This window comes from Pseudomonas japonica (assembly GCF_900188455.1).
GTDB classification, from domain to species: domain Bacteria; phylum Pseudomonadota; class Gammaproteobacteria; order Pseudomonadales; family Pseudomonadaceae; genus Aquipseudomonas; species Aquipseudomonas japonica.
Genome location: NZ_FZOL01000003.1, coordinates 274,756 through 299,680, shown reverse-complemented (window position 1 = coordinate 299,680; position 24,925 = coordinate 274,756). Strand labels below are relative to the sequence as shown.

At 66.6% G+C, this 24,925-nt stretch carries 20 protein-coding genes; 4 read left to right on the top strand and 16 right to left on the bottom strand.

Annotated features, from left to right (window positions below; translation table 11 throughout):
- Positions 1–8: 8 nt before the first annotated feature.
- The 4 genes from CHB99_RS06140 (at position 9) to CHB99_RS06125 (ending at position 4,213) form a co-directional block, all read left to right on the top strand.
- Positions 9–839, top strand: coding sequence for an oxidoreductase (locus CHB99_RS06140; RefSeq protein ID WP_042126963.1), 831 nt, complete (start codon positions 9–11; stop codon positions 837–839).
- Between the two features lie 442 nt (positions 840–1,281).
- The gene (locus tag CHB99_RS06135) at positions 1,282–1,587 is read left to right on the top strand and encodes a hypothetical protein (protein WP_052419497.1); all 306 of its coding nucleotides are present in this window, start codon (positions 1,282–1,284) and stop codon (positions 1,585–1,587) included.
- A gap of 153 nt (positions 1,588–1,740) precedes the next feature.
- Positions 1,741–2,322: a hypothetical protein gene (locus tag CHB99_RS06130; RefSeq protein ID WP_042126965.1), complete on the top strand. Its 582-nt coding sequence runs from the start codon at positions 1,741–1,743 to the stop codon at positions 2,320–2,322.
- 103 nt (positions 2,323–2,425) lie between these two features.
- On the top strand, positions 2,426–4,213 hold the full coding sequence (locus CHB99_RS06125) for an ABC transporter ATP-binding protein/permease (RefSeq protein WP_042126967.1): 1,788 nt from the start codon (positions 2,426–2,428) through the stop codon (positions 4,211–4,213).
- Between the two features lie 19 nt (positions 4,214–4,232).
- Here the strand turns inward: CHB99_RS06125 and CHB99_RS06120 are convergent, their stop codons facing one another.
- The 16 genes from CHB99_RS06120 to CHB99_RS06045 form a co-directional block, all read right to left on the bottom strand.
- On the bottom strand, positions 4,233–5,330 hold the full coding sequence (locus CHB99_RS06120) for a DmpA family aminopeptidase (RefSeq protein ID WP_042126969.1): 1,098 nt from the start codon (positions 5,328–5,330) through the stop codon (positions 4,233–4,235).
- A gap of 429 nt (positions 5,331–5,759) precedes the next feature.
- A complete protein-coding gene (locus tag CHB99_RS06115; protein ID WP_042126978.1) occupies positions 5,760–6,581 on the bottom strand; it encodes a helix-turn-helix transcriptional regulator in 822 nt (273 codons plus the stop codon).
- A 53-nt stretch (positions 6,582–6,634) separates the two neighbouring features.
- Positions 6,635–8,047 (bottom strand): aminotransferase, encoded by a 1,413-nt coding sequence (locus CHB99_RS06110; RefSeq protein ID WP_089266448.1) that lies wholly within the window; start codon positions 8,045–8,047, stop codon positions 6,635–6,637.
- Positions 8,048–8,089: 42 nt separating this feature from the next.
- Positions 8,090–9,193: a polyamine ABC transporter substrate-binding protein gene (locus CHB99_RS06105; RefSeq protein WP_042126980.1), complete on the bottom strand. Its 1,104-nt coding sequence runs from the start codon at positions 9,191–9,193 to the stop codon at positions 8,090–8,092.
- Between the two features lie 277 nt (positions 9,194–9,470).
- Complete coding sequence (locus tag CHB99_RS06100) at positions 9,471–10,172, bottom strand: NAD(P)H-dependent oxidoreductase (protein ID WP_042126983.1); 702 nt, start codon at positions 10,170–10,172, stop codon at positions 9,471–9,473.
- A 23-nt stretch (positions 10,173–10,195) separates the two neighbouring features.
- The gene (locus CHB99_RS06095; RefSeq protein WP_042126985.1) at positions 10,196–11,605 is read right to left on the bottom strand and encodes an aldehyde dehydrogenase family protein; all 1,410 of its coding nucleotides are present in this window, start codon (positions 11,603–11,605) and stop codon (positions 10,196–10,198) included.
- Positions 11,598–12,788, bottom strand: coding sequence for a pyridoxal phosphate-dependent aminotransferase (locus tag CHB99_RS06090; protein WP_042126987.1), 1,191 nt, complete (start codon positions 12,786–12,788; stop codon positions 11,598–11,600). Before CHB99_RS06090 ends, CHB99_RS06095 begins: the two co-directional genes overlap by 8 nt.
- 15 nt (positions 12,789–12,803) lie before the next feature.
- Positions 12,804–14,411, bottom strand: coding sequence for a 5-guanidino-2-oxopentanoate decarboxylase (locus tag CHB99_RS06085; protein WP_042126989.1), 1,608 nt, complete (start codon positions 14,409–14,411; stop codon positions 12,804–12,806).
- Positions 14,404–16,521 carry an acetate--CoA ligase family protein gene (locus CHB99_RS06080; RefSeq protein WP_042126990.1) on the bottom strand — a complete coding sequence of 706 codons (2,118 nt, stop codon included), beginning with the start codon at positions 16,519–16,521 and terminating at the stop codon, positions 14,404–14,406. Before CHB99_RS06080 ends, CHB99_RS06085 begins: the two co-directional genes overlap by 8 nt.
- Before the next feature lie 10 nt (positions 16,522–16,531).
- Positions 16,532–17,692, bottom strand: a complete 1,161-nt coding sequence (locus tag CHB99_RS06075; protein WP_042126992.1) for an acyl-CoA dehydrogenase family protein — start codon at positions 17,690–17,692, stop codon at positions 16,532–16,534.
- A 34-nt stretch (positions 17,693–17,726) separates the two neighbouring features.
- The gene (locus CHB99_RS06070; protein ID WP_042126994.1) at positions 17,727–18,518 is read right to left on the bottom strand and encodes an enoyl-CoA hydratase/isomerase family protein; all 792 of its coding nucleotides are present in this window, start codon (positions 18,516–18,518) and stop codon (positions 17,727–17,729) included.
- A gap of 361 nt (positions 18,519–18,879) precedes the next feature.
- Positions 18,880–20,292, bottom strand: coding sequence for an amino acid permease (locus CHB99_RS06065; RefSeq protein ID WP_042126996.1), 1,413 nt, complete (start codon positions 20,290–20,292; stop codon positions 18,880–18,882).
- Between the two features lie 178 nt (positions 20,293–20,470).
- Positions 20,471–22,717, bottom strand: a complete 2,247-nt coding sequence (locus CHB99_RS06060; RefSeq protein WP_042126998.1) for a hybrid sensor histidine kinase/response regulator — start codon at positions 22,715–22,717, stop codon at positions 20,471–20,473.
- Complete coding sequence (locus tag CHB99_RS06055; RefSeq protein WP_042127000.1) at positions 22,714–23,487, bottom strand: substrate-binding periplasmic protein; 774 nt, start codon at positions 23,485–23,487, stop codon at positions 22,714–22,716. Before CHB99_RS06055 ends, CHB99_RS06060 begins: the two co-directional genes overlap by 4 nt.
- Positions 23,488–23,492: 5 nt before the next feature.
- Positions 23,493–24,203, bottom strand: coding sequence for a response regulator (locus CHB99_RS06050; protein WP_042127001.1), 711 nt, complete (start codon positions 24,201–24,203; stop codon positions 23,493–23,495).
- A 71-nt stretch (positions 24,204–24,274) separates the two neighbouring features.
- Positions 24,275–24,919: a TetR family transcriptional regulator C-terminal domain-containing protein gene (locus tag CHB99_RS06045; protein WP_042127003.1), complete on the bottom strand. Its 645-nt coding sequence runs from the start codon at positions 24,917–24,919 to the stop codon at positions 24,275–24,277.
- Positions 24,920–24,925 lie beyond the last annotated feature (6 nt).

Below are 24,925 nucleotides of genomic sequence, written 5' to 3'. Positions count from 1 at the left end.
AAGTTGAAATGCGTACTTGGCTCATTACTGGCGCTTCCCGTGGTTTCGGCACCCTCATCGCGCAACAGGCGCTCGCCGCCGGCGACGCGGTCATCGCCACCGCGCGCAACCCCGAGGATATCGAGGCGCGCCTCGGGCAACACCCGAACCTGCTGGCGGTGCGTCTGGATGTCACCCGCGAGGCGCAGGCCCACGAAGCCGTCGCCGCCGGCATCAAGCGCTTCGGACGGATCGATGTGCTGGTCAACAACGCCGGTTTCGGCGTGCTCGGCGCGGTCGAGGAAACCAGCGCCAGCGAAACCGAGCGACTGTTCGCCACCAACGTGTTCGGACTGCTCAATGTCAGCCGTGCCGTGCTGCCGCACATGCGTCGGCAGCGCAGTGGTCATGTCATCAATATTTCGTCGCTGGGCGGCTACCAGGCCTATGTCGGCTGGGGCGTGTACGGCGCGACCAAGTTCGCGGTCGAGGGCATCAGCGAAGCCATGCACCAGGAGCTGGCGCCGCTGGGGATCAAGGTGACCGTGGTCGAGCCCGGTTTCTTCCGCACCGACTTCCTCGATGAGCAGTCGCTGCTGAAGACCGCCCTTGAGCTGCCGGACTACGCCGCTACGGTGGGTGTGATGCGCAACTTCGCCGAGGCGGCCAACCATGCCCAGCCGGGTGATCCGGCGAAGCTGGCAGAGGCGCTGCTGACCCTGGCCAATGCCGCCAACCCGCCGCAGCGCCTGGCGCTGGGCAGTGATGCACTGGCACGGATCGAGACGAAGCATCGGGCGGTCGAGCAGGAACTGGTGGAATGGAAGGCGCTGTCGTTGTCGACCGATTTCGCACAATAAAGACGTTTCCGATGCTTGAATCAGCCGTGGAGTACATCTGTACTCCACGACTGAAAAGCCCATTACAGGGAAAGAATGGGCTTGCAGCCGTCGCATATCGCTACGAAATTTCCCCTGCTTCCGACTTTCTCGTAGGCAATTTCCCAATCATACTTCTGCGCCCTTTAACTCGTTGCGCTCATGGAATGCGGGTCCTAGTCTTCGCCGGTCGCTGCAAATTCAGCGACCGGGTCTGGTCCCCCGCAAGATACAGGAGCGCATCAGCGCCCCAACCGATTGGCGGGCGCTTTTTCATGCCTGCCGATTCGAGTCATGGCGGCTGTGCGCGGGGCACCTTCGGGTGCGCCGGGTTCCTGGATCTCCGGTTGACCAGCCTGCGTACAGTCGCCTCCCTTTGTCTGGCCACAATGGCTGGCGGCTCCACTGATCCAGGAGTCTCGCAATGAAAAAGATCGTCCCCGATCCACCCGCATCAAGCCCCTCCCCGAAAACCGCGCATACCGATTTCGCCACCTGCCGTGGCACCCACAGTCCGCTGCTCGCGATCAATCCGGGCACGTCCCTGGAGCATGTGCTGGTGCACCTGTCCACCTCGCTGACCGCCGCCATGGAGACCAACCGCCAGGTGTGCGAAATGGCGTCCAGGCCGATGACCCGCTTGGCCTGGGCGACGCAACACTCGCTGGAAATCTGCGAGGCAATGCTGGAGGCGCTGATGCGCAAGCCCGAGCCTCCGCGGCCCGCCTAATCCAGGCCGCCACTGCCTGGGGCCGCGGATGCGGCCCTTGAGCATCGCGCTTGCACCCGCCCCTCGATATTCACTATCGTTCGCACCATTGATGGCTCTTGGCTATCAGTATGGGTTCCACGGATGGCTCGATCTCCCAAAGGACTGAATTGCATGTTTCGCCTTGCCCTTCTCGCGACAAGCCTATCGCTGCTGACTGCCTGTGCCGGCATTGCCCATGACACACCAGAGGCACGCCAGCAGCTCAAGCGCGACCTGCATCTGGAGGACATCGTCGCGACATCGACCATGAGCTATTGCGTGATGGCGCTGGGCGGCGGCGCGTCCTGCAAGCCTACGCCAGGCATTGGTGTACTTACCGCCGACAGCCTGTTGATGGTCGACTTCAGCAACGGCACCTACCGAACCGATGCGCTCCTCACTACGAAAGATGTGCGCTGCATTGCCGAGAGTGACGGACACCGTTTCAACGTTTTCACCAAACGCACCTCGGTGATGGTGTTCCCCTACCTTGAGGGCACGGACATGAACGCGCCCTTCAGAAAGCAGGCCATCGCCCTGCTCCTGAAAAATGGCCAGTCGTACCTGACCGGAACCGCAGGGCATTTCGCGCGAGACACAGGCCAGGACAAGTACAGCGTCACCTCGGTCATCGTGAACGGCAACCTGATGTTGATCCCCGTGCCCACCAGAATCTGGGAACTCTACAGTCCCTGCGTGACGCAGAACCGTTGAGGTGTTGGGCCCCCGGGTGCCTGGCTGGAGATTAAGATTCCTTCACCCACCCCGCCCTGCCACTCATCTACGCTGACCAGACCTCCCGTCTGGAACCCCGCCCATGGAAATGGACTGGCACCAAGCCCTGCAGGACAGCCTGATCTGGCTGGCCGGCGCCTGCCTCATCACCTTCTTCACACTCGCCCTCTGCGCGAAACTGGCCATCCGCTGCACCCGCTGGGGTCAGCAGTTCTGGCAGATCGCCGGCCCTTACCTGAGCCCGAAACACAGTTGGCGACCGTTGCTGACCTACAGCCTGCTGATCGTCCTGGCGCTGTTCGCGGTGCGCCTGAACGTGCTGTTTTCGTTCTGGTACAACGGTTTCTACAGTGCCCTGCAGGGCCTGGACCAGACCGCCTTCTGGTACCTGCTCGGGGTGTTCGCGGTGCTGGCGAGCATCCATGTGCTGCGCGCGCTGTTCACCTACTACGTGACCCAGGCCTTCAATATCCGCTGGCGCACCTGGCTCACCGACCGCCTGGCCCGCGACTGGATGGACGGCGACGCCTACTACCGCGGGCAGTTCCTGGAACAGCCGGTGGACAACCCGGACCAGCGTATCGAACTGGACGTGACCACCTTCGTCGCCGGTTCAGTCAGCCTGTCGCTGGGGGCGATCAGCGCGCTGGTGTCGCTGGTGGCCTTCACCGGGATTCTCTGGGGGCTGTCGGCGCCGCTGAGCGTGGCCGGGGTCGAGGTGCCGCGGGCGATGGTGTTCGCGGTGTACGTGTATGTGCTGGTCGCGACGTGGATCGCCTTCAAGCTGGGTAAGCCGCTGATCCGCCTGAACTTCCTCAACGAAAAACTCACGGCGAACTTCCGCTACGCCCTGATGCGCCTGCGCGAGTACGCGGAAAACGTGGCGTTCTATCAAGGCGCGGCCATCGAGCGCGATACCCTGCTGGGGCGCTTCATGGCGTTGATCCGCAATGTCTGGGCCCTGGTCTACCGGAATCTGAAGTTCGACGGCTTCAACCTCGCGGTCAGCCAGGTGGCGGTGGTATTCCCCTTCATTCTCCAGGCGCCGCGCTTCTTCAGTGGGGCGATCAAGCTGGGCGACGTGATGCAGACCTCGCAGGCCTTCGGCCAGGTGCAGGATTCGCTGTCGTTCTTCCGCGAGTCCTACGACACCTTCGCCCAGTACCGCGCGACTCTCGATCGTCTGACCGGTTTTCTCGACGCCAACGCCGAGGCCCGCGCCCTGCCCCATGTACAGCGGGTGAATGAGGCCGACGCCCTGGAGATCCGCGGGATGCAGGTGCTGCGCCCGGACGGGCATGCCTTGCTGAAGGATTTCGACCTGCGCCTGCAGGCGGGTGATGCACTGCTGATCAAGGGGCCTTCCGGGTGTGGCAAGACCACCCTGCTGCGCGCCGTGGCCGGGCTGTGGCCGTATGCCGAGGGCGAGGTGCGCTGCCCGGGCGGGACCGAGGCGCTGTTCCTGTCGCAGCGGCCGTACCTGCCGCTGGGGATGCTGCGCACGGCGGTGGCCTATCCCGCGACGGGGTCGCCGGAAGATGACCCACGCCTGGCCCAGGCCCTGCGCGAGGTCAATCTCGGGCACCTGGTGGACAAGCTCGACGACAGCAACGACTGGGCGCGAATCCTCTCCGTCGGCGAGCAACAGCGCCTGGCCTTTGCCCGGGTGCTGTTCAACAAACCGCGGATCGTGTTCCTCGACGAATCCACCTCAGCCATGGATGAAGGGCTGGAACACGCGCTGTACGGCCTGCTGCGCGAGCGCATGGCCGACAGCATGCTGGTGAGCGTCGGCCATCGGGCGACCCTGGCGGGGTTTCACAGTCATCATCTGGAGCTGGATGGGCTGGGTGGCTGGCGGATCGCCTGAGCGGGCCTCGGGGCCCTGGTCACGGGCGGGCGGGTTTCCATCCTGTCTGGCGCAGCGCGTCCAGCAGGCGTTCCCCGGTCAGCCCCGGCACCCGCGTGCCACTTGCCGTGCGCATGTCCACCCCGGCCAGCAGCGCATTGACGATCGCCTCCTCCACCGCCTCCGCCGCGGCGCGGAACAGCGGGCTGATATGGTCGTTGTTGACCATCGCCACCGCCTGGGAGAACGCCACGCCCGTGCGCCCGTACCCCACCGGCGGCAGTTGCTGGTCGGCGGTGGAGAAAGCCAGGAACAGGTCGCCGCTGGAGTCTTCGGTACCGCCACCGGTGCGGGCGATGCCGATGGAGGCCCGCTGCGCCAGGCGCTGGCATTGATGCGGCAACAACGGCGCATCGGTGGCGAGCACCACCACGATCGAGCCCATGCCCGGCTCGCCGCGTTCGGCAAAGGGTGACGGCAGATCGTCCAGTACCCGCCCGACCGGATAGCCATCGACCCGCAACTCCCGCCGTTGCCCATGGTTGGCCTGGACCAGCGCGCCCACCGTCCAGCCGCCCTGCTCCGCCGGCAGCTTACGCGAGGCGGTGCCGATGCCGCCCTTGAATTCATGGCAGATCATCCCGGTACCGCCGCCGACCGCGCCTTCGCTGACAGGGCCCGGTCTGGCATCAGCCAGCGCGGCGAGGACATGCTCGGAGCGCACATGCTGCCCCCAGATGTCGTTGAGTACGCCGTCGTAGGTTTCCATCACCACCGGCATGCACCAGTAGGTAGATGGATCGGCCAGGCTTGCGCGTTCGGCGGCGATCAAGGCATCGCGCACCACGCCGACGCTGTGGGTATTGGTGATGCCGATCGGGGTGGTCAGCAGGCCTGCTTCGCGAATCCACTCCAGGCCGGTGGCATCGCCGTTGCCGTTGAGGACATGGACCCCGGCGAAGCATGGCTGCAGACGCGCTTCGCCGGCGCGGGGCTGGATGATGGTGACGCCGGTGCGGATCTGTTCGCCGTCGATCAGCGTGCAATGGCCGACGCGGACGCCGGGGACGTCGGTGATGGCGTTGAATTCGCCGGGGGTGCCGAGACCGGTGGTGATGCCGAGTTGACGGGGGCGCATGGGGGCTCCTTGGGGTGGTGGTGCCGGGTGTTTGCCACGAAGTTTATAGGGCTCTCAGGATCTAGCAGCGCTTCGCGGTGCATGTCGATGCTCTTCTGGCGCTCTTGAGATCGAGCGCCGTCCGCACGGCGCTTCGCGAGCAAGCTCGCTCCCACAGTCCGTTGCAACGCGCCATGGTCTGTGGGATTGGGGTTGTCAGCCTTGGTGCATGGCAGGTGTCGGCGTAGAGGACATTTGGATCGACTTGATGTCTCGTCGTGCTAACGAGGCGGTCAACCATGGCCTGTCAGACATAGGCGCGTTGCAACAAACTGTGGGAGCGAGCTTGCTCGCGAAGCGCCGTGCGGACGGCGCTCGATCTCAAGAGCGCTGCAAGCCCCAATACAGGCACCTGCCAGCCCCACCGCGATCCTCTGCCAAACCTTAGCCCTACCCCTGCCGCAACCACTCGATAAAACACGCAAACAACTCCGACTGCGAATTGATCTCCAACTTCAAATACAGATTCTTGCGATGCATACGCACCGTCTCCGGCGAAATCCCCAGCTCGATAGCCGTGGACTTCACCGAATGCCCACGCAGAATCATCTGCGCGACCTCCCGCTCACGGTCGGTCAGCACCTGGCAGCCGAAACTGTCGAACGCCGCCTGCAAGCCACCGCGCTCGACGCCACCACCGGCTTCGACCAGGCAGTGCAGGCCATGCCGGCGCAGCACCTCGCGGACCATCGGCTCCACCGCACGCAGCAGGTCCAGTTGCGCAGTGCTCAGGCGCGTGCCGCTGCAGCCCTGGAACAGGCTCAGGGACAGCTTGCGGTCCTCGCCGAGGTCGGCGATGAAGTAGCTGTCCTCGCTGCAACCGGTGGCCAGGTAGTAGGTCTTGTAGTAGTCGCTGTCGAAGAAATGGTCCGGGGCGATCTCCGCCAGGTGGTAGAACCCCTCGGCCAGGCCGTTTTCCACCGCCAGGCAGAACGGATCGAGCAGGTAGCCAGCGGCGAAATAGCGCTTGAGCACGGCGTCGCGGTAGCGCTCGGGAATGCCCTGCTGATACAGCAGCTGCGGCGCGCGGCCACGGCATTCGAGGCTGATCATCATCGACTCCACCGACACCAGCTCGCCGATGGCCGCGGCCAGGTGGCCCAGGGCGTCGGGCCGCTCGCAGTGGATCAAGGCGGTCTGCAGCGCGGCATGCCAGCGCTGCAGGGTGGCGAAGGTCAAGGGGACGGGGGTATCGGGAGTGGCCTGGGTCATGCCCGGCAGTCTAGCCTTCCGGGCATGCTGGCGCACAGGGCGGCGCGGGCTGTTCATAGGCCGTGGTACAGGCCTTCGGCGCGCAGCTCGGCGGCGCTGTCGAGGATGCACTGGCGCAGGATCTCGACGATCTCGTCGACCTGGGCATGGGTGATCACCAGCGGCGGCGACATCACGTTCAGGTGCATGATCGGCCGTACCAGCAGGCCCTTGGCCTGAGCCTTGCGATGAATCCGCTCGCCGATGTTCACCGCGTCGGCGAACAGTGCCTTGCTGGTCTTGTCGGCGACGAACTCGACACAGGCCATCAACTTCATGCAGCGCACATCGCCCACCAGCGGCAGCTCGCGCAGGGTCGCCAGGCGTTGTTCCAGGTAGCCGCCGACGTCGTTGACATGGGCCAGCAGGTTCTCCCGCTCGATGATCTCGATGTTCTTCAAGGCCGCGGTGCAGCACACCGGATGACCGCTGTAGGTGAAACCGTGGGTGAAGCAGCGGCCCTTGCCCGGCTCGGCGATGACCTTCCAGATGCGCTCGGAGAAGATGCACGCCCCCAGCGGCAGGTAGGCCGAGGTCAGGCCCTTGGCAGTGGTGATGATGTCCGGCTGCACACCGAACAGTTCTTCGCTGGCGAAGAAGGTGCCGAGGCGGCCGAAGGAGGTCACCACTTCGTCGGCGACGAACAGGATGTCGTAGGTCTGGCACAGCTCCCACATGCGCTGGAAGTAACCCTTGGGCGGGATGATCACGCCGCCGGAACCCATGATCGGCTCGGCGAAGAACGCCGCGACCTTGTCCGAGCCGAGGGAATGGATCCTGTCCTCGAACTCGGCCACCAGGAAGTCGAGGAACTCCGCCTCGTCCATGTCGTCCGGCGCCCGGTACGGGTTGGGGTTGGAGACGTGGTGGATCAGCTCGTTGGCGTAGTCGAACTCCGGCACCCGGTCGGCGGCCTTGTTGCCGATCGACATGGTCAGGGTGGTGGAGCCGTGGTAGGCGTTGTAGCGGGCGATGATGTGCTTCTTCTCCGGCTTGCCACGGCAGTTCTGGTAGTACTGGATCAGGCGGTAGGCAGTATCCACCGCGGTGGAGCCGCCGGTGGTGAGGAACACGTGGTTCAGGTCGCCCGGGGCCAGTTGCGCAAGCTTCTGGCAGAGCTGGATGGCGACATCGTTGGCCATGTCGGAAAACGGGTTGGAATAGGCCAGGCGGCGCACCTGGTCGGCGATGGCCAGGGCCATTTCCTCGCGGCCCAGGCCGATGTTGGTGCACCACATGCCGCCGACGGCGTCGAGGAAGCGGTTGCCCTCGGTGTCGCGGATGTACGCGCCCTCCCCGGCGACGATGTTCAGCGCCCCCTGTTCGCGGTGCTCGTCGAACATGTGGTAGCCGTGCATGTAGTGAGCCTTGTCGGCTTCCACCAGGGGATCGACGACGAAGCTCGGGTCCAGCGCTGTGTTGGGCATGCTCATGGGCAGCTCCTTGCGGTAGGCGATGAAGGAAGGCAATCAGTAACCGGTCTTGACCGTGTTCCACACCCGGGTGATGGCGCGCATGTCCCGCGCCGACTGGGTCTTCTGGGCGAACAGGCGCTGGCGGGTGGCGTCATCGGGGTAGATGGTCGGGTCGTCGCGAATCTCGGCCTTGACCAGCGCGGTCGCCGCCGCATTGCTGTTGGCGTAGTGGATGAGGTTGGTCACCCCGGCCATGTTCTGCGGCTGCAGGAGGAACTCGATGAACCTGTGCGCGTTGGCGACGTGGGGCGCGTCCTTGGGCAGGTACAGGTTGTCGAACCAGATCAGCGAGCCTTCGCCGGGGATGAAGAACTTCAGGTGGATGTCCTTCTTCGCCTCCTCGGCACGAGCCTGGGCGGTGGCGTAGTCGCCGGACCAGGTCAGGGCCAGGCAGACATCGCCGTTGGGCAGGCTGGTGAGGTAGTTCACCGAGTCGAACTTGCGGATGTACGGGCGGATATCCAGGAGCAGCTTCTGCGCGGCGTCGAGGTCGGCCGGGGTGGCGCTGTGCGGGTCCTTGCCGAGGTACTGCAGGGCCAGCGGGATGACCTCGCTGGGCGCGTCCATCAGGGTCACGCCGCAGTCGGCGAAGCGCGCGACGATCTTCGGATCGAAGAGCATGGCCAGCGAGCCGATGGGCGCGTCGGGCATACGGGCCTTGATCTTGTCGACGTTGTAGGTGACACCGGAGCTGCCCCAGGTGTAGGGCGCGGAAAACTTCAGGCCGGGGTCGTAGCCCTGGAGGCTGGCCAGCACCTTGGGATCGAGGTTGTTCCAGCTTGGCAGCAGCTGCTTGTCCAGGGCCTGGAACACCCCGGCCTTGATCAGCGGCGGCACCAGGGAGGCGTTGAGCATCACCAGGTCGTAGCCGGAGCGACCGGTGAGCAGTTTGGTCTGCACGGTCTCGTAGCCGTCGAAGGTGTCGTAGATCACCTTGATGCCGGTGGCCTTCTCGAAATCGGCCAGGGTGGTTTCGCCGATGTAGTCGGTCCAGTTGTACAGCCTGAGCGTATTGCCGGTGTCCGCTTCACCGGCCAGGGCGAGCGTTGCCGCGCCTGCCAGGAGAAGACTGCCGATCACCTTTGGTGCCTTGCCCATAGCAACTCCATCGTGTGACTGCTCGGAATGAGCCGGTGGAATCACTATCGGGGGTTTGCCGGGAGGGGGACATAACCCGAATGGGTGGGGGGTCGTTTTTGGGTATGTCGCCGGCCTGGGACGACGTGGGCCTTCTTTCATTCTGTAGGAGCGGGCTCGCCCGCGAAAGGACCGCGCAGCGGTCCCCGATAGCGGTGAGTTCCGGGACCGCTTTGCGGTCCTTTCGCAGCGGTTCGGCGCCCCGACAAGCCAGCTCCTACAGAGTCGGCGCTGCAGGTTATTTCAGGGGGTACAGCGCCTCATCGAACTGCGACAGCCTGGGGAATTCCAGCGGCAGATCATCCGACAGCCGCTCCAGCCGCACCCGGTAATCCTCCAGGAAGCCCTTGCGCGCTTCGTCGCTGATATAGGGCACGTGCCAGGCCACGAACGGCGGCAGCACATCGAAGCCGACATAGGCCAGGGTGCCGCGCAGGATCGGCCGCAGCATGTCCTCCAGCGGCCCGTGGATCGCCCCTTCGCCGAACATGTGCTCGCGCCCGCCAAGGGTCACGGTGACCAGCGCGCGCTTGCCGGCCAGGCCACCCTGGTCGTAGAAACGCTTGCCGCCATAGCACACCCCCGACACCAGCACGCGGTCGATCCAGCCCTTGAGCATGGCCGGCGCCGAGAACCAGAAGATCGGGAAGTTGAGCACCAGCAGGTCGGCCCACAGCAGCTTGTCCAGTTCCTCCTGGATATCCGCGGCGATGGCGCCGCTCTTCACCCCCAGGCGCTGTTCCAGGGCATACACCAGGTACTCGGGGTTCTCCCGGCTGGCGAAGTCGGCGGCGCTGGCCACCGGGTTCCAGCCCATGGCATAGAGGTCGCTGACCCGGACTTCGTGACCCTGGCCACGAAAGGTTTCGACAGCCTGGTCCCGCAGGGCGGCGGTAAAGGATTGCGGCTCGGGATGAGCATGCACGATCAGTACGTTCATGAAGCGGTCCTTGTTGGAGTCAGTCAGACCTGCACGGCCTTGATTTCGACGAATTCGCCCAGCCCTTCCTCGCCCCACTCGCGGCCGTTGCCGGACTGCTTGTAGCCGCCGAAGGGCGCACAGTAGTTGAAGCCCGCGCCATTGACAAAGCACTGCCCGGCGCGGATCCGCCGCGCCAGTTCCAGCCCCCGCTCGGAAGTGCCGGCCCAGACGGCGCTGGACAGGCCAAATGGCGAATCATTCGCCAGATCGATGGCCTCGTTTTCGTCACGGTAGGGAATCAGGCACAGCACCGGACCGAAGATTTCCTCCTGGGCGATGCGCATGCGGTTGTCGACCCCGGCGAAGATCGTCGGCGCCAGATAGAAGCCGCGTTCGGGCACGGGTTCGTCGCCACAGACCAGGCGCGCGCCCTCCGCCTGGCCAATACCGATGTACTCGCGCACGGTTTGCCGCTGCGCGGCCGAACACATCGGTCCAAGGAAGCTGGCGGGATCCCGCGGATCGCCCATGACCAGCGCCCGCGCTTCGGCCGCGGCGATCTCCACCGCCTCGGCGTAATGCTCGGCCGGCAGCAGCATGCGGGTCAGCGCGGTGCAGGTCTGCCCCGAGTTGATCATCACGTCCTGCACGCCATGGCGTACCGCCGCGCCCAGGTCGGCGTCGGCGGTGATCAGCAGCGGCGACTTGCCGCCCAGTTCCAGGCACACGCGCTTGACCGTCGGCGCCGCGGCCTGGGCCACACGCACGCCGGCGCCGGTGGAGCCGGTGAACGAAACCATGTCCACCAGCGGATGCCGGGCCAGCGCCTCGCCGACTTTCGAGCCCGGCCCGCTGACCAGGTTGAACACCCCCGGCGGCAGGCCGATGGCATCGATCATCTCGGCGAGCAGGAAGGCATGCAGCGGGGTTTCCTGGCTCGGCTTGACCACCACGGTGCAACCGGCGGCCAGGGCCGGGGCCAGCTTGCCGAGCAACTGGTGCAACGGGTAGTTCCACGGGTTGATGAAGGCGCAGACGCCCACGGCCTCGCGGTACACCCGCGAGTTGCCGACTTCATGCACACGGTCCATCAGCCCGGCCAGTTCGACGTACTGCGCGAGGCCGGTGATGGGGCCCTCGACCTGCACGCTGCGGCACCACTGCACCGGCATGCCCAGCTCGGCGGTGATGACATCGGCCATGTCCGCGGCGCGGGTGCGCAACTGTTCGACCAGGGCGCGGATATAGCCGGCGCGCACGCTGGACGGCGTCCGCGACCAGTCGCCGAAGGCCCGGTGCGCCGCCTGCACGGCGCGCTCGACATCGGCCTGGTCGCCCAGCGGGACCCGGCCGATGGCGCTTTCGCTGGCCGGGTCGATCACCTCGGCCATGCCCTGCCCGCTCGGTGTACGCCAGGCACCGTCGATGTACAGCCGCGAATACTCACGCATGGGCCTTGCTCTCCAGCAGCGCGGCGGCGCAACGGGCGATCCGCGTGCAGGCCTCCCGCAGCCCGGCGCTGTCCAGTACCAGGCCGAGGCGGATGTGCCCCGCCGCGCTCGGCCCGAAGGCCTCGCCGGCAAGCACGGAAACCCCCTCGGTCTCCAGCAGGCGGGAAGAAAACGCCTGGGCGCTGAGGCCGGTGGCGCGGATATCGACCATCACGAACATGCCGCCATCGGGCCTCACCACCTTGAGCCCGGGACTGGCCTCCAACTGCGCGCAGACCAGCTCGCAGCGCTGGCGGTAGGTCTCGCGCATGCTTTCCACCTCCGGCAGTTCGTGCGACAGGGCCACCACGGCGGCGTCCTGAATGAAATCCGGCAAGCCATAGAGCATGCACAGCGCAAGGTTTTCCAGGTGCGCGGCCAGCTCGCGGGAGCCGATCACCCAGCCGACCCGCCAGCCGGTCATGGCATGGGACTTGGACAGGCTGTTGATGGTCGCGGTGCGCTCGGCCATGCCCGGCAGGCTGGCCGGGCTGATGTGCTGGCCGTGGTACAGCAGCTCGCTGTAGACCTCGTCGGAGATCAGCCACAGGTCATGGGCCACGCACAGTTCGGCCAGGGCCTCCCAGGTGGCGCGCGGCAGGCTGGCGCCGGTGGGGTTGTGCGGGCTGTTCAGGGCCAGGGCGCGGGTGCGCGGGGTGATGCGCGCGGCGACATCCGCCGGGTCGACGCGAAAGCCGTTCTCCGGGCGCGCCGGGACGGTGACGATCCGCGCGCCGCAGGCACCGAACACCGCCTCGTAGGTGACGTACATCGGCTCCGGAACGATCACCTCGTCCCCCGCTTCCAGCACGCACTGGGCCACGCAGAACAGCGCGCACTGGGCGCCGGCCAGCACCGTGACCTGGTCGGCATCCACCGCCTGGCCGCCGCGCTGCCGGTAACGCCGGGCGATCGCTTCGCGCAGCGGTTGCTTGCCGCGGATATCGGAGTAATGGGTATGACCGCCGCGCAGGCTGTCGACAGCCGCCTCGACGATGGGTTGCGGCGTGTCGAAATCCGGATCGCCCACCGACAGCAACAGCACGTCCCGGCCCTCGGCCCGCATGGCCAGGGCGCGGTAGTGAATCTCCCAGGCGGCGGCACCGTCACCGGCGATACGCTGGGTCAGACTGGAAAAACGCATGGCAAAGCTCCTATTTCAGCGGGCACAGGCGTGCTTGAGTTCGATCAGGGTCACGCCGTTGCGGGCGAAGCCGCCGCGCAGTTCCCTTTGCAGCTCGTCGAGGCTGGCCGGTTGCGCCACATGGCAACCGAACGCGCGGCCAAGGCCGGCGAAATCCGGGTTGCGCGGCAGCACGCCGATCGGCTCGATATCCAGGCCGAGCATGTCATCGCGGATCTGCCCAAGGGCATCGTTGTTCCACAACAGCACCACCAGCGGGCGGTCCAGTTCCTCCACCGCGGTGGCCAGTTCCTGGGCGGTGTAGAGAAACCCGCCATCACCGACCAGCACCAGGCCCGGACGCCCGTCGCCGCCAAACATCGCGCCGATTCCCGCCGGCAGCCCGTAGCCCAGGGTTCCGTAACCGGTCGGATGCAGCCAACTGCGCGGCGCGCGGCTGGCGAAAGCATAGTTGCCGGTGTAGGCCAGCTGGGTCATGTCGGTGCTGATGAAGGCGTTTTCCGGCAGTTCCGCGGCCACCCGGTCGAGAATCGCCTGGTGAATGCCCTGCAGCGGCCCGTGCCCGGCGCGGATGGCCCGGCGCAAGCCGGCGACCGCCGCGATGGCGGCCGCGGCCTCGCGGCGGGTGTCCGGCAGATAGTCGAGAATCCCCGCCAGGGTCTGCCGGGCATCGCCGTGCAGGGCCAGGGCGCAGGGATAGAAATCATTGAACTTGCGCGGATCGATATCCACCCGCAGCAACTCGCCACTCAGCGGCAGGCGCTCGCGCCAGAAATCGGTGTCGGCCATCTCGGTGCCCACCGCCAGGACCACATCGGCCTCGGCGATCAGTTGCCAGCCCGGTTCGACGCACAGGCTGGCTCCGGCATTCAGCGGTGCCTCCGGTGCCAGCAGGCCCTTGCCGGCGACGCTGGTGAAGACCGGCGCGGCCAGGCGGGTGCTCAGGCATTGCAGCTCCGCCGAAGCATCGATGGCGCCGCCACCGGCAATGATCATCGGCCTTTTCGCCGCGGCCAGACGTGCGGCGGCCTGCTCCAACCGCTCAGACGACGGCACGCCACGGCCCGGGCGGCGCACCACCTCGTTGCTCCAGTCGTGGGCCACCGGCGCCGCCAGCACATCCAGCGGCACGGAAATGTGCACCGGCCGCGGACGCTCGCTGTCGAACACCGCCCAGGCCCGGGCGATCAGTTGCGGCAGGTCCGCGGCGCTCAGGGCCACGGCGGAAAACGCGGTGATCGGCGCGGTCATGGCGCGCTGGTCCTGGGTTTCGTGCAGGCAGCCCCAGCCTTTGCCGAGGCTGGCGGTGTGGTTGACGCTGGAAATCACCAGCAGCGGCACCGAGTCGGCATAGGCCTGGCCGATGGCGGTGGCGGCATTGGTCACCCCGGGGCCGGTGATGACGAAGCACACCCCCGGCTTGCCGCTGACCCGCGCATAGCCGTCGGCCATGAAGCCGGCGCCCTGCTCGTGGCGGGTCAGGACATGGCGGATACCGCTGCCGGGCAGGCCGCGATACAGCTCCAGGGTGTGCACGCCGGGGATGCCGAACACCGTGTCGACGCCGTAGTTGGCCAGCAGGCGCACCAGGGCCTGGCCGCCGGTCAGGGTGGATTCATGCATGTTCGTCTCCTTGTACCTGGCCGAGGCGGATCAACGCATCGACCGCGGTGGTGCCGTGGGCACCGACCATCAGTGGGTTCACATCCAGCTCCAGCAGGCGCCCGGCGTTTTCGCAGGCGTAGTCGGCCACGGCGCGGATTGCCGCGACCACGGCGTCCAGATCGGCCTCGGGACGCCCCCGGAAACCCTGCAGCAAGGCAGCGCTGCGCAGGCCGAGCACGGCCTGGCGGATGGCGCCGTCGGTGGTCGGCAGCAGCAGGCTGACGCTGTCCTTGAGCAGCTCCACCAGCACGCCGCCGGCGCCGATCACCAGGGCCAGGGCGAAATCGTTCTCGCGCTTGATGCCGACGATCAGTTCCGCCAGCGGCGCTGCGGCCATGGATTCCAGCAGCACCTTGTCGAACGGCACGTCCGGGGCGTAGGCGGCGATGCGCTCGCGCATGGTCGCCAGCGCGCTGTCCACGGCCTGGGCATCCTTGAGGTTCAGGGCCACGGCACCGGCTTCGGTCTTGTGCGGCAGTTGTGCGCTGACGGCTTTGAGTACCAGCGGGAAGCCGACGCCGGCAGCGTCCTGGGCGGCCCGTTGCGGCGTACTCAGCACGCCAGCGGGGACGTCGAGACCGAAGGCGCGCAGGGCCTGTTTCGACTGCCATTCGTCCAGCAGATCGGCCTCGCCCGGCAGTGCACGGGGGCACAGCGGCACCAGCGCCGACTCGCCCAGGGCCAGCAGACGCCGACGCTCCCGCTGCCAGGCGACGATCCGGCCCCACGCGGCCAGGCCGTCCTCGACGCCCTGCAGGGCAGCGATGCCCTGGGCATGCAGGCGCTCGCGGGCCTTGGCCGGCAGCAGCTCGGGCAAGGCCGAGGTGACGAAGCCGGTCTTGCCATGGCGCCGCAGCGCCGCGCAGAACAATTCCAGGAGCAGGTCGCATTCCTTGCGCTCGCCGGTGAACTCGGCGGGATAGTCCAGCACCAGCATGGCCGCGTCGGCATCGCTGGTCAGGGCGGCGTCGAGCATCGTGCGCAGCGCCGCCTCGTCGCCCCAGATCGCCGTGGTGAAGTCCAGTGGGTTGACCAGGTTGGCGTAGGCCGGGAGCACGCCGGCCAGTTGCTGCACCTGTCCGTCGTTCAGCTTCGGCAGGTTCAGGTGATTGCGCTCGGCGTAGTCGGCGATCAGCCCGGCATCGCCGCCGGAACAGGCCAGCGCGACCAGGCGTTCGCCCGTCGGCAGTTGGCCGCATGCCGCGGCCTTGAGGGTTTCGATAAAGCTCACCGGGCCGCTGACGCGGATCACCCCGAGGCGACGGAACAGGCTGTCGTACAGGGCATCGGAGCCCGACAGCGAGCTGGTATGACTGAGCGCCAGTTCGGCGCCGATCTGCGATACGCCGGTCTTCAGCGCAACGATCGGGATGCCCTTCTCCAGCGCCTTGTGCGCGGCGCGGGCAAAGCCCGGTACGTTCTTCAGGCCTTCCAGGTGCAGGCCGATGGCGGTCACCCGCGGATCGTCGAGCAGCACGTCCATCAGCTCGGCGACGCCCAGTTGCGCCTGGTTGCCCACCGAGGCCATGTAGGCCACCGGCAGCGAACGGTCGCTCATGGACAGGTTGTAGGCGAAGTTGCCGCTCTGGGTCAGCACCGCCACGCCCTGCTCCACCTTGCGTCCGCCATGGGCCACCGGCCACAGGGCGGCGCACTGCAGGTAGTCGAGCAGGCCGTAGCAGTTGGGGCCGAGCAAGGCCATATGGCCCGCGGCGTCCAGCAGTTGCCGTTGCAGGCGCAGGCCTTCTTCGCCGGTCTCGGCGAAGCCCGAGGCGTAGCAGATGGCGCCGCCGGCGCCGATGGCGGCCAGTTCGCCGACGCATTGCAGGGTCAGCTCGCGGTTGGTGGCGATGAACACCGCGTCCGGCCCGCAGGGCAGCTCGGCGACACTGGCCACGCACGGCACGCCGTCGATGCTCTCGTGTTGCGGGTTGACCAGCCACATCTGCCCGGCGAAGCCGCCGTCGGCGCAGCGCCGCAGGGCCCGGGCCATGCTCCGGCCGCCGATGAAGGCCAGGTGCCGCGGGGCCAGCAGGCGCTTGAGGTTGTCACGAATGGATGGCGACATGGGCGTCTCCTCAGCGCAGCAAAGGCCGCAGCAGTTCGCGGGAAATGATGTGGCGCTGGATTTCCGAGGTGCCTTCCCAGATCCGCTCGATCCGCGCGTTGCGCCAGATGCGCTCCACCGGGCCCTCGTCCATCAGGCCCATGCCGCCGAAGATCTGCACCGCCTCGTCGGCCACCTTGCCCAGCACTTCACTGGCGAACAGCTTGGCCATGCCGGCCTCGCCATCGCTCATGCTGCCCTGGTCCATCTTCCACGCGGTGTGCAGGGTCAGCAGTTCGGCGGCGCGGATCTGCGTGGCCATGTCGGCCAGCTTGAACGACACCCCCTGGTAGCTGCCGATGGCCTGGCCGAACTGCTTGCGGTCCGCCGCCCATTGCAGCGCCAGGTCCATGGCGCGCTGGGCCTGGCCGACGCAGTTGGCGGCGACCATCACACGCCCGGCGGTGAGCCAGGCATTGGCCACTTCCCAGCCCTTGTCCACTTCGCCGAGGACCTTGCTCGCCGGCACCCGGCAGTCATCGAAGAACAGCTCGTAGGTGTGGTAGCCGCGGTTGCTCACGCATTTCGGCCCGCGGCGCACGGTCATGCCCGGGGTGCCGCGGTCGACCAGGAAGGCGGTCACGGCATTGCGCTTGCGGCCGTTGTGTTCGTAGGTGTCGGTGACGGCGAAGACAATGGCGAAATCGGCGTGGCCGGCATGGCTGATGAAGTGCTTGCTGCCATTGATGACGAAGTCGTCGCCCTCGCGCACCGCGCGGGTCTTGATCGCGTTGGCGTCGGAGCCGGCGCCCGGCTCGGTGAGGGCGAAGCAGTCGGTCTTCTCGCCCTGCACGCAGGGAATCAGGTAGTCGTCGATCTGCCGGTCCTTGCAGGCCATGAGGATCTTCGACGGGCGGGCGACGAACACATGCAGGGCCCAGGAGACCCTGGACAGCTCGCGCTCGACCAGGGCCTGGGACAGGTAGTCGAGACCGCCGCCGCCGACTTCCTCGGGCATGTTGAAGGCGTAGAACCCTGCGGCGATGGCCTTGCCGCGGATCTGCGCGGCCAGTTCCGGCGACACCGCGTCGGCGCGATCGACCTCTTCCTCATGGGGCAACAGTTCACGGGTGACGAAGCTGCGGACCGCTTCCACCAACATTTCTTGTTCTTGGGTCAGTTGGAAATTCATTGCGAAACGTCCTCAAGAAGTTCTTGTAAGTTATTCATTTACCAACGAATACAGGCGCACGACGCTCCACCGAGGCGCGCAACGCCTCGGCGCCGTCGGCGCTGCGGCCGCAGAGCAGGCCGGCGGCGAGTTCCTCGCGCAGTTGCTCGGCCAGGGTGCGCTGGGCGCCGTCGCGGATCAGGCGCTTGGTCTGGGCGTAGGCGAAGGTCGGGCCCTGGGCCAGGCGCGCGGCCAGTTCGGCGACATGGCCGAGCAGTTGCTCATCGGCCACCACCTCGCCCACCAGGCCGCTGGCCAGGGCGCGTTCGGCACCCCAGAGTTCGTCGAGGAACAGCAGGCGCTTGGCCTGCTCCTCGCCGATCAGCCGTGGCAGGTGCCAACTGGCACCGGCGTCGGGGCTGTAGGCCATGCTGGTGTAGCCGGCCTTGAAGCGCGCCGAAGCGCCGGCCACGCGCAGGTCGCAGCACAGCGCCAGGTCCATGCCGCCGCCCACCGCGGTGCCGTTGACCGCGGCGATGGTTGGCTTGTCCAGGCTGTGCAGGCGTTGCATCAGGGCGTGGGCGGTTTCCGTCCAGCCGTAGCTTTCGAGGATGCCGCGGGCTTCGGCATCGGCCCATTCGGCGAGGTCGGCACCGGCGCAGAAGCTGCGGCCGCTGCCGGTGAGCACCACGACGCGCACGGCCGGGTCGGCGTTGAAGTCATCGAGCAGCGCGTGCAGGTGCTTGAGGGTGGGGATGTCCAGCGCGTTGCGCTGATCCGGACGGTTGAGGGTGATCCAGGCTACGCCGGCTTCGACTTTGTTCGACAGGGGCGACAGGTTGGTCATGGCAGGCCTCGGTGTTGTTGTGGTTTGGGTGAGGAATGAGGGAGATACTAAACGAGCGTTCAACAAGGCGGCAATCGAGCGCCTGATGTGATGTAACAGGTGCAAAAACGCCTTTAACTATCTGTTTTTAATTGGTTTTTATCAGACATCATGAGGGTGTCGGATCGTGCCTGTTACAACTTTGCACAACTCATGGCAGGTGGGATTTGCCGTGTTTTCAAGAACCAATCGCTGGCAAGCCAGCTCCCACAGGCTCACCGCTGCTCTCAAGCGCGATGGGATACCTGTGGGAGCTGGCTTGCCAGCGATTCAGGTTTAGGAAATGCAGCAGGAAAGTCACATAACTATTTGTTTTATATAGTCAAATACCCGACGCATCAGGCAGGAGTTGCCCCTGCCGCTTGCGGTTCACCATGAAATACGCCGCATAGCACAGCGCAATGAACCCGAAGCCCCAGTACAACGAAGGCCGCTGCGTCTCATCCATCGCCAGGAACACGAACAGCGAGCTGCACAAGGTGATGCACAACAGCGGCACCAGCGGGTACAGCGGCGCGCGGTACTTGAGCTCTTCGAGCTTGCCGCCCTCGCTCAGGAAGGCCTTGCGGAAGCGGTACTGGGCCAGGGCAATGACGATCCAGGTCACGGTGCCGGACATCCCGCTCACCGCCATCAGCACCATGAACAGGGTGTCCGCGGCGACGAAGCTGGTCATCAGCGAGATCAGGGCGAAGCACAGGGTGATGCACAACGCCCGCAGCGGTACGCCGCGGCTGCTCAACGGCGTCAGGCTGCGCGGGGCCATGCCGGTCCTGGACATGGCCCAGAGGATCCGCGTCGAGGCATACAGCCCGGAGTTGCCCACCGAGAGGATCGCGGTGAGGATCACGAAGTTCATCACGTCGGCGGCGAACGGAATGCCGACCATGTCGAACACCTGCACGAACGGGCTTTCCATCAGCCCGGCCTGCTGCCACGGGACGATGGCCGAGAGCACCAGGATCGCCAGCACATAGAAGATCAGCACGCGGAACACCACGTTGCGCACGGCACGGGGAATGCTCTTCTCCGGCTGATCGGTCTCGCCGGCAGCCACGCCCATGATCTCGCAGCCCTGGAAGGCGTAGACCACGGTCATCATCACCGCGAACACCGCCGAGATGCCGTTGGGGAACAGCGAATCGCCGATCAGGTTGTCGAACTTCGGCGCCGGCGCGCCGCTGGACAGCGGGATGCCGCCGAACATCACCAGCACGCCGATGACGATGAACGCGAGGATGGTCGCCACCTTGATCCCGGAGAACCAGTATTCCGCCTCGCCGAAGGCGCGGGTGGCCAGGGCGTTGAGGCCGAACAGGACCACCACGAACAGCGCCGACCAGTACCAGATCGGCACCTCGGGGAACCAGCGGGTCATGAGCATGCCGGCAGCGGTGAATTCCAGGCCCACGGTGGTGGCCCAGCTCATCCAGTACACCCAGCCGATCATGAAACCGGTGGCCGGCCCGATATAGCGCGTGGCATGGGCCTGGAACGAGCCCGAAACCGGCATCTGCACCGACAGCTCGCCGAGGCAGACCATCACCAGGTACATCAGCAGCCCGGCCACCAGGTACGCCAGCACGGCGCCCATCGGCCCGCCCTGGTTGATGGTCACCCCGGAGCCCATGAACAGCCCGGTGCCGATCACCCCGCCCAGGGACAGCATGAAGATGTGCCGGCTCTTCAGGGCGCGGGTCAGGTGGATGCCCTGGCGCTCGTTGGTATCAGTCATCGCGGCCACCTCGCGGCAAGGTGGCGAAGGAATCAGCTCTGCGGCATTTCATTATTGTTATCTCCAATAAGCCTGACGGACCGCGTCCAGCACGGTTGCCGTCGATTATTGGAAAGGGATGTAAGGTGCCGTTGTCCGCCAGGATCGAAGATGTAAAAAGTCGTAACGTTTCTGTACGTCAGCGCTGGATCAGGCCCTGCAGGGTGTCGCGCGCCTGCTCGACCTGGGCCCGCAGCGGCTCGCGCAAGCGCTGCAGGGCGTCCTGGTCATGCGCCCGCGCGGCGTTTTCCAGCGCACCGAGCACCGCGGCCAGGCCGCGAAAACCCAGGGAATCGCTGCTGCCCGCGAGACGATGGGCCTGATGGGCGATTTCCCCATGGTCGCCGGCCTGCAGGGCTTCGCTGAGGATCGGGTAGTGCTGCTCCAGCGACTGGCCCAGCACCGCCAGCAAACCCTGGACTTTCCGCTCGCCAAGCAAGGTGCGGTGGGTCTGCAGCAGTGCCCAGTCCATTTCCGCGGTGGTTTCCCGCTGCTCGAACGGCGTTTGCGCCAGGGCCTGGCGCAACGCCTCCAGGCGCAGCGGCTTGGCCAGCACGCCCTGCATCCCCGCGGCCAGGTAGCCCGGCACCTGGGCCGGCTGCACGCCGGCGGTCAGCGCCAGGATGCGCACCTCGCGGTTGGGCCCCGGCGTGGCGCGAATCCAGCGACACAGTTCGACCCCGCTCATGCCCGGCAGATGCACATCGAGCAGGATCAGGTCGAAGCACCGTCGGGCGCAGATCGCCATGGCCTGTCCGGCATCCTCGGCGAAACGCACCTGATGGCCGTCGCGCTGCAGCAGGCCGGCGGCCACCTCGCGATTGAGCGCCATGTCCTCGAGCACCAGGATGTCCAGGCTCGCCGAGGGCGCAGGCAGGGGCAGCGTGGTGCTCGTCGCGCCATCGCGCAGTTCCAGCTCGAACCAGAAGCAACTGCCCTGCCCCTCGACGCTGTCGACGCCGATCCGCCCGCCCAGCCGTTCCACCAGATGCTTGCAGATCGCCAAGCCCAGGCCGGTGCCGCCATAGCGCCGCGCCACCGCCTCACTGGCCTGGGTGAAGCGCTCGAAGATCTTCGCCTGCACCTCCGGGGCAATGCCGATCCCGTCGTCGCTGACCGTTACCCGCAAGCGCTGGCCGCCGGGCAGCTCGGCCAGGACCAGGACCTCCAGGGTAACCTCGCCGTGCTCGGTGAACTTGATCGCATTGGCCAGCAGGTTGCTCAGGACCTGGCGCAGATACTGCCCGGCGCCCCGCTGCCATTCGGCCAGGCGCGGGTCGAGATGACAGACCAGGCGGTCGTGATTGCTGGCCGCGAGCGGCTCCAGCAGGGTGATGACCTCCGCGCACAGGCGGCGCAGGGAGAAATCAATCGGCTCGGGATGGCTTTCGCCCTCCTCCAGCCGGGCGAAATACAGCACCTCGTCGAGAATCGCCAGCAAACCCTCGCCAGCCTTGTGCAAGGCGTCCAGGCGTTGCTGGTCGCGGCCACCGAGCCCGGCGTCATGGAGCAATTCGGCCATGCCAAGGATGCCGTTGAGCGGGGTGCGCAGTTCGTGGCTCATGGTCGCGAGAAAGCGCGACTTGGCCAGGTTGGCCGCTTCCGCCTCGTCCTTGGCCCGGGCCAGGCTGGCGGTGCGCCGCTCGACCATGGCCTGCAGTTCGTCGCGCTTGTCCTGCAGGGCCAGGCGGTCCAGCTCGCGGCGTTCGATATCGCGCAGGATCGCCCGGCGCATATCGTCCAGGGCATGGGCCACCGTGTCGATCTCGTCGCCGTTGGCGGCAGGCCGGCGATCCAGGCGCAACGGCTCCTGCCATGCGCCGCCGCCGACCCGCCGGGCGAATTCGGCCAGGACCCGCAGATGGCGGGTCACCAGACGATAGAACAGCCCCGACAGGACCACCGCCAGGCCGCAGAGAAACACGCCCATCCACAGCAGACTGGTCAGCCCGGTGGCGAACAGGCGGCGATGCACGGCGCCGAGGTCGATGCTCACTTCCAGTTCGCCCAGGTGCCGCGGCGGCCCCGACGGCGGCTGGTAATCCAGGGCGAAGCGCTCGATCCGCAGCGGCCCCCTCGGCTCGGCCTCGCCGCGCAGCAGATTGAAATCGTCGCTGCTCAGGCGCACCCGGGCGACATCGGAAAAGTCCACCAGCCCGCGCAACTGGGTATTCAGTTGCGCTTCGTCCAGATCCCACAGGCTGCGCTCCAGGCTGGCCAGGTAGCCGACGCGGATCAGCGCCATGCGCGACTCGATATCGCGCATCTCCCGGCGGTACTCGAAATACAGCTGCACGGAACTCGCCAGCACGGTGAAGCACAGGCTGAACAGGAGGATGTACAGCAGCAGCCGGCGCAGCAGGCCGTCGACGCGCCAGCGGATCATGGCGCGTCCACCGGCAGGCGGATCATGTCGCGGTAGGTCACTTCGCTCTGCTCCAGCCAGCGCTCGATTTCTCCGGCGGCGGCCATGCGCCTGAGCTGCTCGTCGATCTGCGCCATGCGCGCGCTCAGCGGCGAGCGCTTCGACACCGCGACCCGCAGGTAATCGACGCTCAGCGCCCGGGGCAGCGCGACGATATCGCCGGCGCCGGGCAGGTTCTCGACGAACAGCTCGCCGGTGCGCCGCTCCTGGACCACGAAGTCGATCCGCCCGCGAATCAACTTGCCGAAGTTCTGCCGGCTGGAAGACACCCATTCGATGTTCTGGTGACGGGCGACGAAGCGGTCGAAGTCCTGCCCGTAGCTTTCGCCGAACAGCAGGCCGCCGCGGTAGCCGGCCAGGTCGTCGAGGCGCGCGAAGTGCACCGGGCGCTGGCGATTGACGAACAGCGCGACTTCCTCGCGCATCACCGGTTCCTTCGAGAAGCGCATGCCGAGGTCGCGCTGATCGCTGTCGTAGGCCAGCACCACGTCCACCCGCCCCTGCGCGGCATCCAGCAGACAGCGCTTCCAGTTGCCGAGGACGACGATCTCCACCTCCAGGCCCATGCGCGCGAACAGCTCGCGCACCACCGTCGGCGCCAGGCCACGGACCTGGCGGCCGTCGCTCCAGGACACCGGCGGATACACCGGGTAGTCGCAGTAGCGCACGCGCTCGGCGGCCATCAGCGGCAGGCCGCAGAGCAGCGCCAGCACCGCCAGCAGCCAGCGCATGGCGCTCAGGCCGCCACGCTGGCGGTGAACAGGTAGCCGGTGCCGTGGATGGTGATGATCAGTTGCGGCTCCGCCGGATCGTCGTGCAGCTTGCGCCGCAGACGGCCGACCAGCACGTCGATGGAGCGGTCGTTGGGCACCCACTCGCGGTTGCGGATCTGGTCCATCAGCTGGTCGCGGGTCAGGGTATGGCCGCTGTTGCGCAGGAACACGCTGAGCAACTGGAACTCGCCGTGGGTCAGCAGGGTTTCGCCGCCGGCGGGATCGATCAGGCGGCGCCGATCGCTGTCCAGGGCCCAGTCGGCGAACTGCTTCAGCGTGTGGCCCACCGCTGGCTGCGCGGCCTGGGCACAGCGCACGCGACGCACCAGGTTCTTGGCGCGGGAGACCAGCTCGCGGGGATTGAGGGGCTTGATCACATAGTCGTCGGCGCCGCATTCGAGGCCGACGATGCGATCGATATCGTCGTTGCGCCCGGTGATCAGAATGATGCCGACTTCCGAGCGCACCCGCAGTTCACGGGTCAGGGTCAGGCCGTCCTTGCCCGGCAGGCGGATGTCCAGCAGCACCAGGTCGACCGCATGCCGGGCGAGGAAGGCTTCGGCGCCCTCGGCGGTATCGGCACAGTGAACGTCGTAGCCTTCCTGGGACAGGTAGGCGTGCAGCAGGTCGCGAATCAGCGGATCGTCATCGACGATCAGAACCCGAGGCGTCATTGCGGTTGTCTCTTGTTATGGCTGTTGGACATTGACACGCGCAGGCAGCGTACTCGCTACTGAACGAACGATCAACAGCCCTCGACGCGGCGGAAACGCTGCCGTCCCCCGGCCTGCAGGCCATCGACCCAGGCCTCGCAGATCTGCACGCCCTGTTCGCGGGTGAAGGTTCCGGGATTGAGCCCCGACTCCAGCCACAGGCCGTCGAGCAAGGCGCTCAGGCTGATGGCCGCGAGATCGGCGTCGAAGTCCTCCCAGCCTTCTTCGCTGGCCAGTTGGCCGAGGACGCGGCTCAGGGTGTTGCGGTATTCGCCATAGGAATGATCGTGGACCTGATTGATCGCCTCGGCGGTCTTCACCGCGCCCCAGAACGCCAGCCAGGCGTCAAGCAGCTGCGGGTCGAGCAGGTCCTCGCAGAACGAGGCCCGGAAGAATGCCGACAAACGCTCGCGGGCATTCGGCGCGGCCTGGTCCATGGCCTCGCGCAGCAGACTCATGACCCGTCCGGTCACCGCCAGGTAGGCCTCGGCCACCAGTTCGTCCTTGCCCGAGTAGTGATGGCTGATCAGCCCGACCGAGACCCCGGCCTCCGCGGAGATCTTGCGGATCGATGCCCCCTGGAAGCCATGGCGCTTGAGACAGGCCAGGGTCGCCTCGACCAGGTTGGCCTTGCGATCTTGCGGCAGCATGCGTTGATAGCGGGCTTCCTGATTCATCGGCAT

Bases quoted from the DNA above. Each gene is read 5' to 3' on its own strand.
- CHB99_RS06075 (WP_042126992.1), bottom strand. From the start codon at position 17,692: ATGAATTTCCAACTGACCCAAGAACAAGAAATGTTGGTGGAAGCGGTC.
- CHB99_RS06065 (WP_042126996.1), bottom strand. From the start codon at position 20,292: ATGACTGATACCAACGAGCGCCAGGGCATCCACCTGACCCGCGCCCTG.
- CHB99_RS06090 (WP_042126987.1), bottom strand. From the start codon at position 12,788: ATGCGTTTTTCCAGTCTGACCCAGCGTATCGCCGGTGACGGTGCCGCC.
- CHB99_RS06070 (WP_042126994.1), bottom strand. From the start codon at position 18,518: ATGACCAACCTGTCGCCCCTGTCGAACAAAGTCGAAGCCGGCGTAGCC.
- CHB99_RS06060 (WP_042126998.1), bottom strand. From the start codon at position 22,717: ATGATCCGCTGGCGCGTCGACGGCCTGCTGCGCCGGCTGCTGCTGTAC.
- CHB99_RS06080 (WP_042126990.1), bottom strand. From the start codon at position 16,521: ATGTCGCCATCCATTCGTGACAACCTCAAGCGCCTGCTGGCCCCGCGG.
- CHB99_RS06130 (WP_042126965.1), top strand. From the start codon at position 1,741: ATGTTTCGCCTTGCCCTTCTCGCGACAAGCCTATCGCTGCTGACTGCC.
- CHB99_RS06100 (WP_042126983.1), bottom strand. From the start codon at position 10,172: ATGAACGTACTGATCGTGCATGCTCATCCCGAGCCGCAATCCTTTACC.
- CHB99_RS06105 (WP_042126980.1), bottom strand. From the start codon at position 9,193: ATGGGCAAGGCACCAAAGGTGATCGGCAGTCTTCTCCTGGCAGGCGCG.
- CHB99_RS06045 (WP_042127003.1), bottom strand. From the start codon at position 24,919: ATGAATCAGGAAGCCCGCTATCAACGCATGCTGCCGCAAGATCGCAAG.
- CHB99_RS06140 (WP_042126963.1), top strand. From the start codon at position 9: ATGCGTACTTGGCTCATTACTGGCGCTTCCCGTGGTTTCGGCACCCTC.
- CHB99_RS06115 (WP_042126978.1), bottom strand. From the start codon at position 6,581: ATGACCCAGGCCACTCCCGATACCCCCGTCCCCTTGACCTTCGCCACC.
- CHB99_RS06110 (WP_089266448.1), bottom strand. From the start codon at position 8,047: ATGCCCAACACAGCGCTGGACCCGAGCTTCGTCGTCGATCCCCTGGTG.
- CHB99_RS06050 (WP_042127001.1), bottom strand. From the start codon at position 24,203: ATGACGCCTCGGGTTCTGATCGTCGATGACGATCCGCTGATTCGCGAC.
- CHB99_RS06135 (WP_052419497.1), top strand. From the start codon at position 1,282: ATGAAAAAGATCGTCCCCGATCCACCCGCATCAAGCCCCTCCCCGAAA.
- CHB99_RS06095 (WP_042126985.1), bottom strand. From the start codon at position 11,605: ATGCGTGAGTATTCGCGGCTGTACATCGACGGTGCCTGGCGTACACCG.
- CHB99_RS06125 (WP_042126967.1), top strand. From the start codon at position 2,426: ATGGAAATGGACTGGCACCAAGCCCTGCAGGACAGCCTGATCTGGCTG.
- CHB99_RS06055 (WP_042127000.1), bottom strand. From the start codon at position 23,487: ATGCGCTGGCTGCTGGCGGTGCTGGCGCTGCTCTGCGGCCTGCCGCTG.
- CHB99_RS06120 (WP_042126969.1), bottom strand. From the start codon at position 5,330: ATGCGCCCCCGTCAACTCGGCATCACCACCGGTCTCGGCACCCCCGGC.
- CHB99_RS06085 (WP_042126989.1), bottom strand. From the start codon at position 14,411: ATGCATGAATCCACCCTGACCGGCGGCCAGGCCCTGGTGCGCCTGCTG.